The sequence below is a fragment of the Flavobacterium micromati genome (assembly GCF_900129585.1).
In the GTDB taxonomy this organism is placed as follows: Bacteria; Bacteroidota; Bacteroidia; order Flavobacteriales; family Flavobacteriaceae; genus Flavobacterium; species Flavobacterium micromati.
Window position 1 is genome coordinate 229,194 of sequence record NZ_FQWF01000005.1, and the last position, 12,046, is coordinate 241,239.

General features: G+C 29.4%; 15 protein-coding genes and 1 tRNA gene. 9 read left to right on the forward strand and 7 right to left on the reverse strand.

The window, feature by feature from the left end:
• Nucleotides 1-348: 348 nt before the first annotated feature.
• Nucleotides 349-924, forward strand: a complete 576-nt coding sequence (locus tag BUB42_RS07310; protein WP_073018689.1) for a hypothetical protein — start codon at nt 349-351, stop codon at nt 922-924.
• A gap of 569 nt (nt 925-1,493) precedes the next feature.
• A complete protein-coding gene (locus BUB42_RS07320; protein WP_084118298.1) occupies nt 1,494-1,877 on the forward strand; it encodes an outer membrane beta-barrel protein in 384 nt (127 codons plus the stop codon).
• A gap of 113 nt (nt 1,878-1,990) precedes the next feature.
• Here the strand turns inward: BUB42_RS07320 and BUB42_RS07325 are convergent, their stop codons facing one another.
• From BUB42_RS07325 to BUB42_RS16390, 3 genes are read right to left on the reverse strand one after another with little or no spacing between them, the layout of a single operon-like run.
• Nucleotides 1,991-2,362 carry a YchJ family protein gene (locus tag BUB42_RS07325; RefSeq protein WP_317614895.1) on the reverse strand — a complete coding sequence of 124 codons (372 nt, stop codon included), beginning with the start codon at nt 2,360-2,362 and terminating at the stop codon, nt 1,991-1,993.
• A gap of 23 nt (nt 2,363-2,385) precedes the next feature.
• The gene (locus tag BUB42_RS07330) at nt 2,386-2,628 is read right to left on the reverse strand and encodes a hypothetical protein (protein ID WP_073018697.1); all 243 of its coding nucleotides are present in this window, start codon (nt 2,626-2,628) and stop codon (nt 2,386-2,388) included.
• A gap of 10 nt (nt 2,629-2,638) precedes the next feature.
• Nucleotides 2,639-2,791, reverse strand: a complete 153-nt coding sequence (locus BUB42_RS16390) for a hypothetical protein (RefSeq protein ID WP_170857197.1) — start codon at nt 2,789-2,791, stop codon at nt 2,639-2,641.
• 356 nt (nt 2,792-3,147) lie between these two features.
• On the opposite strand from BUB42_RS16390, the gene BUB42_RS07340 reads away from it, so the two are divergent.
• Together BUB42_RS07340 and BUB42_RS07345 are read left to right on the forward strand one after the other, a co-directional pair.
• On the forward strand, nt 3,148-5,991 hold the full coding sequence (locus tag BUB42_RS07340) for a PAS domain S-box protein (RefSeq protein WP_073018710.1): 2,844 nt from the start codon (nt 3,148-3,150) through the stop codon (nt 5,989-5,991).
• A complete protein-coding gene (locus tag BUB42_RS07345) occupies nt 5,988-6,383 on the forward strand; it encodes a response regulator (protein ID WP_073018712.1) in 396 nt (131 codons plus the stop codon). Before BUB42_RS07340 ends, BUB42_RS07345 begins: the two co-directional genes overlap by 4 nt.
• A gap of 36 nt (nt 6,384-6,419) precedes the next feature.
• On the opposite strand, the gene BUB42_RS07350 is transcribed toward BUB42_RS07345, so the two are convergent.
• A complete protein-coding gene (locus BUB42_RS07350; protein ID WP_073018713.1) occupies nt 6,420-6,965 on the reverse strand; it encodes a hypothetical protein in 546 nt (181 codons plus the stop codon).
• Nucleotides 6,966-7,056: 91 nt separating this feature from the next.
• On the opposite strand from BUB42_RS07350, the gene BUB42_RS07355 reads away from it, so the two are divergent.
• The 5 genes from BUB42_RS07355 (at nt 7,057) to BUB42_RS07375 (ending at nt 9,854) form a co-directional block, all read left to right on the forward strand.
• Nucleotides 7,057-7,302 (forward strand): hypothetical protein, encoded by a 246-nt coding sequence (locus BUB42_RS07355; RefSeq protein WP_073018715.1) that lies wholly within the window; start codon nt 7,057-7,059, stop codon nt 7,300-7,302.
• A 352-nt stretch (nt 7,303-7,654) separates the two neighbouring features.
• A complete protein-coding gene (locus BUB42_RS07360) occupies nt 7,655-8,095 on the forward strand; it encodes a KTSC domain-containing protein (RefSeq protein ID WP_073018717.1) in 441 nt (146 codons plus the stop codon).
• 336 nt (nt 8,096-8,431) lie between these two features.
• Nucleotides 8,432-9,193: a DUF4369 domain-containing protein gene (locus BUB42_RS07365; RefSeq protein WP_073018719.1), complete on the forward strand. Its 762-nt coding sequence runs from the start codon at nt 8,432-8,434 to the stop codon at nt 9,191-9,193.
• A gap of 39 nt (nt 9,194-9,232) precedes the next feature.
• On the forward strand, nt 9,233-9,598 hold the full coding sequence (locus BUB42_RS16915) for a TlpA family protein disulfide reductase (RefSeq protein ID WP_396177676.1): 366 nt from the start codon (nt 9,233-9,235) through the stop codon (nt 9,596-9,598).
• A gap of 175 nt (nt 9,599-9,773) precedes the next feature.
• Nucleotides 9,774-9,854: transfer RNA gene (locus BUB42_RS07375), tRNA-Tyr, on the forward strand.
• Nucleotides 9,855-10,016: 162 nt separating this feature from the next.
• Here the strand turns inward: BUB42_RS07375 and BUB42_RS07380 are convergent.
• The 3 genes from BUB42_RS07380 to BUB42_RS07390 are packed head-to-tail and all read right to left on the reverse strand — an operon-like array spanning nt 10,017 to nt 12,027.
• Nucleotides 10,017-10,211, reverse strand: coding sequence for a hypothetical protein (locus tag BUB42_RS07380; RefSeq protein ID WP_073018721.1), 195 nt, complete (start codon nt 10,209-10,211; stop codon nt 10,017-10,019).
• 18 nt (nt 10,212-10,229) lie between these two features.
• Nucleotides 10,230-11,630, reverse strand: coding sequence for an exopolysaccharide biosynthesis polyprenyl glycosylphosphotransferase (locus tag BUB42_RS07385; protein ID WP_073018723.1), 1,401 nt, complete (start codon nt 11,628-11,630; stop codon nt 10,230-10,232).
• On the reverse strand, nt 11,620-12,027 hold the full coding sequence (locus tag BUB42_RS07390; RefSeq protein WP_084118299.1) for a VanZ family protein: 408 nt from the start codon (nt 12,025-12,027) through the stop codon (nt 11,620-11,622). Before BUB42_RS07390 ends, BUB42_RS07385 begins: the two co-directional genes overlap by 11 nt.
• Nucleotides 12,028-12,046: the final 19 nt, after the last annotated feature.

Genomic DNA, 12,046 nt, shown 5'->3' on the forward strand with positions numbered 1-12,046 from the left:
GTTTATTAATTTTTAGTTAAAAGCATTTTTAGTATTAAAATCATTTCCAAAACATCTTGGGCGTGCCCCCGCTTCCACTATCGTTTCAGCGCGGTCGTGCTGTACGCTTCAATCTCCCTGAAAAACGGGAGGATTTCCACTGCCATCACTCACGCGGGAATTGAGGTATAATCAAAAATTTTCTCCTAAAGGAATATGAAAAATTAAAATTCATTAAGAAATTTGTAAGAATAATTTAATACATTTGAAAAGTAAAAAAGTGGTAGAAAGCTTTGCATGACAAATAAGTAAGGTAGTTCAAATCGCTTTGAAACAAATCATTAGCAATTTTAACGAAAAACCAAAAAAATGAGCATACTATTTTTTTCTATATTCCTAATTATTGTTATTTTAATAATTAAATATTTTAGTTCAACCGACAAAAGAATTACGCTTAAATTACTTACATATTTTGGAATCATTATTGGAATGACTTCATTAGGTTGTAATTTTTTATTTAGTTCTTGTTTTGGAGCTTCTACACCAATCGATATAAAAACACAAAATTTAACTGAACAGAATTTAAAGATTTATGCAGTAGCATTTTGGCAAGATTACGGAAACAGCGATGGAAATTATGTACAATATATTACAAAATTAGAACCGAACGAAACTTCTGATTTTTGCATTGACAATGAGGGCGGAAAATTTTGGTTAGTTGCCAAAAATATGAAAAATGAAATTATTTATATTAAAGAATCTTTTGACAGTGCAAGCAATTTTAATTTCAAAATAATAACAAACCAAAATATTAAAATTCAAAAAGCCCTATTAGCTAAAGAATTAACTTTTAAAACTGACAAAAGTAGAGAATCTGAACAATATTTATTATGGACAAACATAATATTGATTGGGATACTTGCAATAAGTTTATTTAAAAAATAAAATATCTGCCAAGTGCGAAGAGTATGTTGCTCCTGAAAGACAAACAATATCATTCGATTGAGTCCAACGCGGCGGACAAATTAGAACTATTGACAGACGAAGAATAATTAAAGTTTTAGGGAATTTAAAGGAAAATGAAATTACGAAAGTCAAGAATGTCCGCAGAGAAACGTTCGTAGATTAATAACTACAATCGCCCTCTGTTGAATCTCCAATGCAACCTATATTAAATTAGTTGATAATTTATTAACTCTAAAAGCCATTGTAAAAATCTTTAGTAAATTCAAAGAGGCAATCACGTCTCTTTTTTTGTGGCAAAATAATGCTGGCTTTAATTTGTATTTCAGTTCTTTTGCTCAAAAAAACTATCAACTACAACAAGTTGATTTATGAAACTTTGCTTAATTTTAAATCCGAACAACTAAAAAATTTAACCTTTAAAAAATTATACATCAAGCAAATTTTAGTCGTTTTTACTTTTTTATTTTCTTGTAATTGTTTCCAACAATTTTCTGCAGGTGTAAAAGCTGGAGGTATCTTGAGTAATTTTAGATTTGAAAATATCAAAAATGAAAAAAATACATTTAAACCTTCATTTTATATTGGGGGATTTGCAGAATATAAATCAGCTTAATTTACTTTCTCTTGTTGTAACCGCGAAGTATTATTTATTAAAGAAGTTTAACGTAAAAGCAGGCTGGTATTACGGACGGATTTTAGGAGTGAAAAATACTTTTAAAAATATTTCAAAGCAAGATAGCAATTTTGAAACTGATTTAAAAAATGAGTGGAATTACAGTGATTACGGTTTAACTTTTGGGGCAAATTACGATATTAACGATAACTTATTAGTAGAAAGCAATTATTTTTTAGGACTTACCGATTTGCGTGGAAAGGATAATTTTGAAGTCAAAAATAGAATGATTAGACTTGGCGTTGGTTATAAATTCTAATTAATTTTCATTGTAAAACTAACTGCATGTTTACATTGTAACTTTAGATGAAACTTATCATGGCACTTTATGCTTATTTAAAATAGGTTTTCTACTTTTTAAGATCACATATTCTAAATAAATTGTCCATCCACGTAAAACCAATTCCCATTTTCAAAAACAAAATTAGAAAGTTCATAATGAATTTTACTTTGTTGTTTACTGTCTAAAAAATAAGCTTCGAATTCTACTGTAAATTCGGTAGTACTAATAATTTTTAAATTAATCCATTTATTGCTCGTCGCCCAATTTAAAATTTGAGCTTTAGAATAATATTTTCGCTGAGAAACATGGGTCGTTTTTATTAAATAATTCGCATGATGAATAGAATAGGCCGAATATCGTGAACGCATTAAAGCTTCGGCTGTTGGCGCTTTTTTCAAACCATTGATGACAGGCTCACAGCATTCTTGGAAAATTTTTAAGGAACCGCAGTAACATTTCATCATAATTATTTTAAACCTAAACTTTAAATACTAGTTGTCGACTGCCCATTTAGCCCAATGATTCGTTGCTGCAATTGATTGAGTAATACTTGGTACCGAGACACCTCTATTAAATCGTTATCTTCATCAGAAAAATCTAATAGGTCGTCCAGATCTTCACTGACTTCCACTAACTTATTATTAGCTTCTTTAGCGTTTTTTACCGCAATAAAATCAATTATTTCCTGAACGCCAGTTTTTATGTTTTGAAATTTATTCTTTTCCATATTGCAATTTTTACTTGTTTTCTTGGTCGTTATTTTCATTAAACTTCTTGACAATTTGCTTCAATTTTTCTTTTCGTAACATTTCAGCCTGCTTCACTTTATCCTGCGCTTTGTGCAACTTATCATTGTGCTTTTTTATATTTCTTTCGTTATTCCTGCCCATAAAATTATTTGTAAAATGAATTTGGATATTTTCCGTTAATAGCAAATGCAAAGTTCGGATTATTAATGAAATCTTAAATGATTTTTTATAAATATATTTAGCACAAGACTTTATAATTTTAAGATTCTAATAAAATGGAGATTGTATTGACTTAAAAAAGATGGTTTCAAAGGTTGATATAAATCTCAACAGCAAATCATTAAAAATTAAGGACTTATTTTACAACGACTAAATAATCAAGTTTAAAAAACCGCTTAACAGCATTTTTTAACTTTTTTTTACAACAATCTTTATTTTTCTGAACATTTATTATATATTTATTTTAAATTAAAGTTTCCAAAACCAACCAATTGAAAATGACTTCCGAAAAGAAACAAAATAAATTCATTAAATACTTTTTTAACAGACCAAAGACAATCGGACTTTTTGTATTTTTATTTTTAAGCTTTATTGTTGCTGTCCTCGTTTTTCAACAGTATAAGTTAACTAAGGAAAACGACAAACGAGAAATGAGCTCGATTCTTAATGTGGTGAGTCAAAATCTAGAAAAATCGTTAAAAAATTGTTACACTACAACACTAACTTTAGCGTTAACTATAGATGATCAAGGAAAACCTAAAAATTTTGAAACAATAGGAAAAAAAATTATTGAATCAAACGCGAATATAAATACAGTTCAACTAGTTCCGCAAGGAATCATCAAATATATATATCCTTTAAAGGGTAATGAAGCTGCAATAAACTTGAACATTTTAACAGATCCTTATCTTAAAAATGAAGCATTAAAATCAATTGCTACTCAAAAAATGTATTTTGCCGGTCCATTAAAGTTAAAACAAGGAGGAATAGGAATAGTGGGCAGATTCCCAGTTTTTGAAAAGAATAAATTCTGGGGTTTTTCGGCTGTTATTCTTAATCTAGATGAGTTGCTTAAATCTGCAGGAATTACCAGTATTGATAGTACAAAACATTACTTTCAGTTTTCCAAGTTTGATTTTGATTCTAAAAAAGAAACTTATTTTCTTAATAACGATATTAATTTAACAAAAAATTATAGCGTTTCAACAAAAATCCCTGATAGTGACTGGAAATTATATCTGGTGTCTAAAAAACAAAGTTACTTTAATTTTCAAATTATCGTTCAAGCTATCATTGGCGTTTTTTTATCTGCTTTGTTTGGATTTTTAATTACCTCGCTTTTGCAAATGCCAAAAAAATTACAATCTCTAGTAAAAATTCAGGCCTTAAAGATACTTAATTCGGAAATTAAATATGAAGTTATATTTGATCAGGCAGCAGTAGGAATAGCACACATAGATTCCACAACCGGAACTTTTATTGAGATTAATAATCAGTATTGTAATTTAATAGGATATACTGAAGCTGAGATGAAGAAGTTAAATTTTAAAACCATAACTCATCCTGACGACTTACAAGAGGAAATATTGCAATTTGAAAAAGTAAAAAAAGGTGAAATTAATCATTATTCGATGGAAAAAAGATTGATAAGCAAGAATGGCGAAATTATTTGGACAAATTTAACCGTTTCGCCTCTACTTAAAAAAGATAAATCTTTCACTAATCACATTGCAATTATCGAAGATATTTCAGCAAAGAAAGAAACTGAAAAACTAATTAAAAAAAGCGAAGCTCGATTTAAAAGTTTGTTTGAAGACTCCCCTATTCCCTTATGGGAAGAGGATTTTTCTGGTGTTAAAAATTATCTTATTGAGCTAAATTTAATAAATCAAAACCCACTTGATGTTACTCGTTATTTAGATTTGAATCCAGAGGTGATAAGTAATTGCATTGATCTCGTAAAAATTATAAATGTTAATACCATGAGTTTAGATTTATACAAATCTAAGGCAAAAAGCGAAATAACATCTGGACTGACAAATATTATTGATACCGATGCGGTATCTGACTTTAGTAAAATCATAGTTGCGATTACGCAAGAGGCAAATAAAGTGAATTTTGATACGAGAATAAAAACTTCTTTTGGAGAATATAGAAATGTTGATTTGAGATGGAATGTCATCAAAGGATATGAAAAATCTTTACAAAGAGTAATTATTTCGACAGAAGATATCACAGATCGAAAAATTTCAGAGCAAATAATTCTGCAGTCTCAAGCAAGATTAGAATCTTTAATAAATACAATTGATGGGATTGTTTGGGAATGTGACGTTGAAAGTTTTAATTTTAAGTTTATTAGCCAAAAAGTCACTAAAATATTGGGATACACCCCCGAGGAATGGTTATCCAATCCCTCTTTTTGGATCGATCATATTTATGACGAAGATAAAGAGTGGGTTCCACAATATTGTAAAACTAAAACAAAAGAAAATAGTAATCACGACTTTGAGTACCGGATGATTGCAAAAGATGGTTCAATTGTGTGGTTAAGAGATATTGTTAACATCGTCATAGAAAATGGTATTCCATTATACTTAAAAGGTATTATGATCGATATTACAAAAACGAAAGAAGCAGAAAAAGAATTAAATGCTTCTTTTGATCTGGTATCCGAACAAAACAAAAGATTGCTTAATTTTTCCTATATCATCTCTCATAATTTAAGGTCACACACCAGTAATATTTCATCCATTATATCGCTTATTGAAAGTGCTGAATCTCAGGAAGAGCGGGAGCAAATGCTAAATTTATTAAAGACAGTTTCGTGTTCACTAGATGAAACCATGCTACATTTAAATGAAGTTATAAATATTAGAACAAATGTTGGTTTATCCTCGGAACCTTTAAATTTGCATCAATATATTAGTACAGTTAATGCAGCGCTGGGCGAGCAAATTAGATCCAATGAAGTGAAAATTGTCAATGATATTCCACAAGAATTTATAATTACCTATAACCCAGCATATCTTGAAAGTATTTTGTATAATATTATATCAAATTCCATAAGATATAGGCATTCCGATCGTAAGCCTGAAATAAAAATTTCTATAGACAAAGAAGGGGATAAAAAGGTTCTTCAAATTTCTGATAATGGAATTGGAATTGATTTAGTTCGCAATGCAGATAAAATATTTGGGCTTTACAAAACTTTTACTAATAACATTGATTCGAAAGGACTTGGATTATTTATAACAAAAAATCAAGTTGATGCCATGGGAGGAATGATTACAGTGGATAGCGAGCTCGGTATTGGGACAACTTTTAAAATCTACATTCGATGAAAAAAAAAACAATCTGGATTATTGATGATGATCCTATTTATCAAATAATAGTAAATAAATTAGCTGAAAAATTAGAAATATTTTCTGAAATTTCTTCTTTTAAAAATGGAAAAGAAGCAATTGATCAGATTCATAGTTTAATTGAAATTATTGAAAATCTTCCAGATGTAATTCTATTAGATATTAACATGCCTATAATGGATGGCTGGGAATTTATGGACGAAATAGACAATTTATCGCTTATCTTAAAAAAAAATATTGTCGTTTACATTGTTAGTTCGTCAATAGCAATTGAAGATAAAAATAAGTCAAAATCATATTCAAATATTTTAGGTTATATATCAAAACCTATAACGATTAATGATTTGGAACTTATCGCACATAATGATTAACGACTGAATACCAACATTAGCGGTAAAAATAATGTTTCACATAAATTCCTTCTTTATTTGTTCCAAGGTTTTATTGGAATAAATTAATTCCGCACTAATATTTTCTCGTAAATAATCGATGTCATCATTCTCTAAATATTTAGCCCAAGAGGTTAAATACATTATATTTCGGACTTGTTTAATGCGTTTTGTAGTTTCAAAAGTCGTTCTTAAAAATGCTTTTCCATCATATTGAGGATTGTTTTTATGCTGGTAATTAACGGTGTTTTTTTCAAAATTTACTTCTAAATAGTAAAGTTCCTCGATGGCGTTATCTGGATAAAAATTTTCCCAAAGTGCAAAACCTAATTTAAACTTTAACGATGTTTCTGGCTGCAAAGGTTCAAGACGCCATTTGCTGTTTGCTAGTCGTCCCCAGTGGTTGGATAATCGATACATTCCTAATTCTGTGTAATAATATTTACTTCCTGATTTACTATCGTATTGAATTTTTAAATTATTGGTGTTTTCCATTGGCATTTCTTGAAATACACAAAAAGTATTTTTAAAAGAATTTGGGCTTGGTCTAAAATAATTTTCCATTTCACAAAGGTAATTAGTTAGGATTAAATGCAAAATAAACAAAGTATATTTGATTAACTTTGCAGCTAGCAATAGTATAAAAAATGAAATTATGACAAAAGCATCTGAAGAACGAATGTTACAAAAAGGAGTTTACACAGGAATTATGGAAAAAGATGAAAACAATAACTTCTTCTGCGGTGACTTTCTTTTAGATTACAAAATGGCAACTAAATATAATATTGGAGATTGGATTACAATTAAGTCTATAATCGAAAATCCAAGTGACATTAGCTACAATAAATATCCCAAGAAATCTAAAAACTTTGATAAAGCTAATAATAAACCGCAGCAATAACGCTTCTGCCTAATTAAGATATTCAATTTTTTAAAAATTGTCAATTTATGCTTATATAAATGCTAATAAATGGGACTTTGATAAGCTTAGGCGAACTCTTCGCCAATCTAAGAATGATAATTAAGTTTTAATCGTTTTTATTTAATCAAATTTGTGTTCATGAATAAATCGGGGAATTAAGCTCTCTGGGTTATTTTAATAAATTAATATATTAGTAATGAGATACTTTTTTTTAAAATTTTCTAGTCAAAAATGAATAAAATAAAAAAAAGTGTACCTTTGCAAAAAATTTGTCGTTTTTAAAATAAAATTATATTGATTTTACATTAAAAGACAAGTAGTTACCTTATTTATGAAAAAAATAGTTGAATACCGTAAATTGCTTAATGTAGATAAAACTGCTGAGCTTAAAGATTTGAAAACAATTTATCGTAATGCGATGAAAGAAGCGCATCCTGACAAGTTTCAGGGAGATGAAGATGGATTAAAAGCTGCTGAGGAAAACAGTAAAAAAATTATTGAAGCATACCACTTTTTGGTAAGTATCAATCCTGAAACTATCAAAGCAAACTTACCTGAGTATACTGAAACAATATCCACATCAACAATCTCGGACTATAAATTTGTTGATGGAAGATTAATTATCAATTTTTCTAATGGTAGCGTTTATGAATACATAAGTGTTCCAAAAGCAACTTATGTAAAAATGGTTAATGCTGATTCTCCTGGGAGATTCGCAAAACGTCATATTTTAAATGCATTTATATGGAGAAAAACGATCAATCAAGATTAATTACCATTTATCTACAAATATAAAAGCATCCATTGGATGCTTTTTTTATTATCCAAAAAAACGCCTTACTTATAGTTACCAGTGTTGACTGCATAAATTAGATTATTAGATAATAATACTCATTAAAATTCTTATAAAACGATTGAAATTCCAAGGCTCTTTTGTTAGCTGTACAAAGTTGTAAAAATATATAGTCTCCTGAAATTAGAGTGATATATTGTATGGTTTGTAGGAGTGGATTCATTTAAAATATAACAAAATTTTAAGTTCAAAAATAAATTGTAATTTGAATATTTTGAATACTTTTGCACACTTAACTTAATTAACTAATTTATAATGAAAAAAATAATTTTATTACTTTCGGCAGCTGTAGTTCTAATATCTTGCAACAAAGTTGGCAAAGACGAGTACATTATTTCAGGAACTGCAACAGGGATTGAAAATGGTAAAACTATCATCTTAGAAACGCAAGATGAAAACGGTATGGGACTTCTTGCAAAAGATACCGTAAAAGTGGAGAATGGTAAATTTGAGATGAAAGGTAAAATCACTGAGCCTGCATTTTATACTATTCAATTAGAAGGTGCACAAGCTAAAATACCTTTTATATTAGAAAACGGAGAAGTTACTATTGCCATAAATAAAGATAGTATTCAAAAATCAAAAGTATCAGGTACTTATAATAACGATGAGTATGCAACTTTTAACGAGGAAATTACTAAGGTTCAAAAGAAACTAATGGAATTCCAAAATAAAAATATGGAAGCGATGAACACCGCGCAACAAACTAAAGATACTGTTGTAATAAATGGTTTAATGAAAGAATTTAGCAAAATTCAGGAGGAAGTTGGTGTTGCTTCAAAAGCTAAATATGTATCATACGCTGAAACACATCCAAAATCATTTATCTCTGCATTAATTGTTCAAGGCATGTTAAATGATCCTACTGCTGATATTGCAAAATCTGAAAAATTATACAATAGTTTGGATGAATCATTAAAAAACACTAAGCCAGGTAAAGCGATCAAGACTAAACTTGCCGAAATGAAAGCCCCTGCAGCTGTTGGAGCTTCCGCCCCTGCAACTGACGGTCAATGAAGATCAGATTTTTCCGCTCCTAACCCAGAGGGAAAAATTATCAGTTTAAAAGAAAGTTTAGGAAAAGTAACAATAGTTGATTTCTGGGCTTCATGGTGCGGTCCATGTCGTCAAGAAAATCCTAATGTTGTAGCTATCTACAAAGAATTACATAGCAAAGGTCTTAACATAATTGGTGTTTCATTAGATAAAGACAAAGCTAAATGGAAAGAAGCGATCTTAAAAGATAAATTAACTTGGAATCAAGTTTCTAATCTAAAATTTTGGGATGAGCCTATTGCGGCGCAATATAAAGTACAATCTATTCCTGCTACCTTTATTCTTGATGCATCAGGTAATGTTGTAGCAAAAGATTTACGAGGCGAAGAACTAAGAGCTAAAATCATTGAACTTTTAGCTAAATAATCTTAGTTTTTAAAGATAATTAAAATCTCCCAAGCGGAGATTTTTTTTATTTTATTCAGTACCAATACGTTAAAAATAATAGTAAAATAAGTAGAAAATTAGTTTGCATAAACCAAAACAGTTTCTATATTTGCACTGCAAACAACGGCGTAGCTGTTGTGCTCAAAGGCTTTTGGGGGAGATACTCAAGCGGCCAACGAGGGCAGACTGTAAATCTGCTGTGTAAACTTCGCAGGTTCGAATCCTGCTCTCCCCACTAAAACGCTGCAAGAAATTGTAGCGTTTTTTTATTAAAGCTTTGCGACAACTAGAATAAAAAGATCACAGCACAAACCTTGTCATGCCATAGGATTATGACAAATTCACATTCTGGTAATTTTAAAATGCATATTAGCTATTAATTAATAGTATCGAAAAACTAATAACCCGCATTTAAATGTGAAGTTTCTGAAGTTTTTAAATTCTTAATTTTGTCGTACATCTTCAAAACTCGATCCAATTGTTTTTTTTGAATCATATATTTAGTGTAATATTTATATAATTCTTTTCCAATAAGAAAAGCTGTCACAGAGATTCCTGTGAGCAAACCAATGAGGTAGTTTGTAATATCCATAATTTCTATTTTTTTAAATTAAAAAGCATTTTTATCTCCTTTAAGCGTTACAATAATTGTTAAGAAGCAAATTTTAATATCTTTGATTATACTCCAAGACTGTAAATACTGGATGTCGGTACTTACTCGCCTTTTCATATCGGACACTTCTTTAGTTTCTCCTCTTAAACCTGAAACCTGGGCTAAACCTGTAATTCCAGGTTTTACAAAATGTCGGACCATAAAATTCTCTATATGGCAATTGTAATCGGATGTATGCTTGAGCATGTGTGGACGTGGCCCTACTACACTCATATTGCCCGCTAAAACGTTAAAAAATTGAGGCATCTCATCTAAACTTGTTTTCCGAAGAAATTTTCCTACAGGCGTTACTCGAAGATCTCCTTTTTTGGCTTGTTGACTTTCATCTGCCCCGTCTATGTACATACTTCGAAATTTGTAACAATAAAATGGTTCATTTTTTTTGCCGGTTCGTATTTGTTTGAATAAGACAGGTCCTTTACTTTGTTTTCTTATAAAATAAGCTACAATTGGGTAAAGCCACGACATAATCAAAATAATTACCAGAATACTAAATATAAGATCATAAATTCGCTTTATCAATCGATTGTAGGTATTTTGTAATGGCTCGAAACGCGGATTTATAACATGAAAATTATTTAAATGGCTTGAACTAAAATGTTTTTTAGAAATCAATGAAAAATCGGGAACAAATTTTAATCGCATACAATGTCTATCCCCAAGTTGAAAAAAATAATTCAAATCATCAATTAAATCCGGTGATGACACAATGTACATTTCATTTATATTATTTGCATGAGCATTTAAAATAGCTTCTGAAAGTTCTAAGCTGAAATCTTTGTTATTTGAATAAGTAGTAGTCGAATTTTCATTTAGAATGCCTACGAATTCTATAAAGAATGAATTTGTTTCTAAATGAGAAGCTAATTCGATGCTTGTTTTATTAAAACCCCAAATGGCCACCTTATATGGTTTAAAAAATGACTTTTTAGTTTTCTCTCTAATCAACATGAAAAGAATTCGAGATAACAAAAAATAAATTAATAAAAAACACAACGGAAACAATTTTGCCTTCGTCCAATATAAATTTAATAAATCATCTTGAAAAATAAAAATGTAACCATGCCACAAAATTCTCTGTAGCAATAACGCTCGCCAACTATTACTAAAAAAGTCTTCTAAATTAAAAAGACTGTCCACACGATATAGTTTAAAATAAGTAACAGAAAACAACCAACTTAAAAATGTAATTGCAATCATTTTATCAAGAAACAAATCATTCCACCCAGTATTAACCTTAGCATTAAAATTTATAAATATAAGCGTACCTATAACCATTGCAATCATGTCTGCAATAGCACAGAAAAATATGAAAGTTAATTTATGTCTATTTCGCATTTCTTAATCTTTTTAATAAATTGTAGAATAATGCTCCCAATAAACTTCCCACAATTCCGAAAAAAATATCTAATAAATCCGGACTTCTACTTTGAATAAATAATTGTCCTATTTCGGACACGCAAACAACTGCTGTAACAATACTTACATTTCGTATTAAGTTAAAAATTGTACTCTTCATCTCTCCCTCAATTTTCTGCTTTGAGTAAAACTCCAATAAAAAACCAAAAACTATAAATGGTAAAGCGGTACGCAAATTATAATAATCGTTACCCCAATTCAAAAGCCATTTTGGTATATATGATTCACTAGAAAATCTAGGATCTGACAACCAAGAAAAATAAAAAATTATAAAGGCAATTACTAGCATCGACAATTGAACTATTTTATTAAGCATTTCAAATTATTTGATTTTT

Bases quoted from the DNA above. Each gene is read 5' to 3' on its own strand.
- BUB42_RS07380 (WP_073018721.1), bottom strand. From the start codon at position 10,211: ATGGATATTACAAACTACCTCATTGGTTTGCTCACAGGAATCTCTGTG.
- BUB42_RS07390 (WP_084118299.1), bottom strand. From the start codon at position 12,027: ATGCTTAATAAAATAGTTCAATTGTCGATGCTAGTAATTGCCTTTATA.
- BUB42_RS07365 (WP_073018719.1), top strand. From the start codon at position 8,432: ATGAAAAAAATAATTTTATTACTTTCGGCAGCTGTAGTTCTAATATCT.
- BUB42_RS07340 (WP_073018710.1), top strand. From the start codon at position 3,148: ATGACTTCCGAAAAGAAACAAAATAAATTCATTAAATACTTTTTTAAC.
- BUB42_RS16390 (WP_170857197.1), bottom strand. From the start codon at position 2,791: ATGGGCAGGAATAACGAAAGAAATATAAAAAAGCACAATGATAAGTTG.
- BUB42_RS07345 (WP_073018712.1), top strand. From the start codon at position 5,988: ATGAAAAAAAAAACAATCTGGATTATTGATGATGATCCTATTTATCAA.
- BUB42_RS07310 (WP_073018689.1), top strand. From the start codon at position 349: ATGAGCATACTATTTTTTTCTATATTCCTAATTATTGTTATTTTAATA.
- BUB42_RS07350 (WP_073018713.1), bottom strand. From the start codon at position 6,965: ATGGAAAATTATTTTAGACCAAGCCCAAATTCTTTTAAAAATACTTTT.
- BUB42_RS07325 (WP_317614895.1), bottom strand. From the start codon at position 2,362: ATGAAATGTTACTGCGGTTCCTTAAAAATTTTCCAAGAATGCTGTGAG.
- BUB42_RS07330 (WP_073018697.1), bottom strand. From the start codon at position 2,628: ATGGAAAAGAATAAATTTCAAAACATAAAAACTGGCGTTCAGGAAATA.
- BUB42_RS07360 (WP_073018717.1), top strand. From the start codon at position 7,655: ATGAAAAAAATAGTTGAATACCGTAAATTGCTTAATGTAGATAAAACT.
- BUB42_RS07320 (WP_084118298.1), top strand. From the start codon at position 1,494: ATGAAAAAAATACATTTAAACCTTCATTTTATATTGGGGGATTTGCAG.
- BUB42_RS07355 (WP_073018715.1), top strand. From the start codon at position 7,057: ATGACAAAAGCATCTGAAGAACGAATGTTACAAAAAGGAGTTTACACA.
- BUB42_RS07385 (WP_073018723.1), bottom strand. From the start codon at position 11,630: ATGCGAAATAGACATAAATTAACTTTCATATTTTTCTGTGCTATTGCA.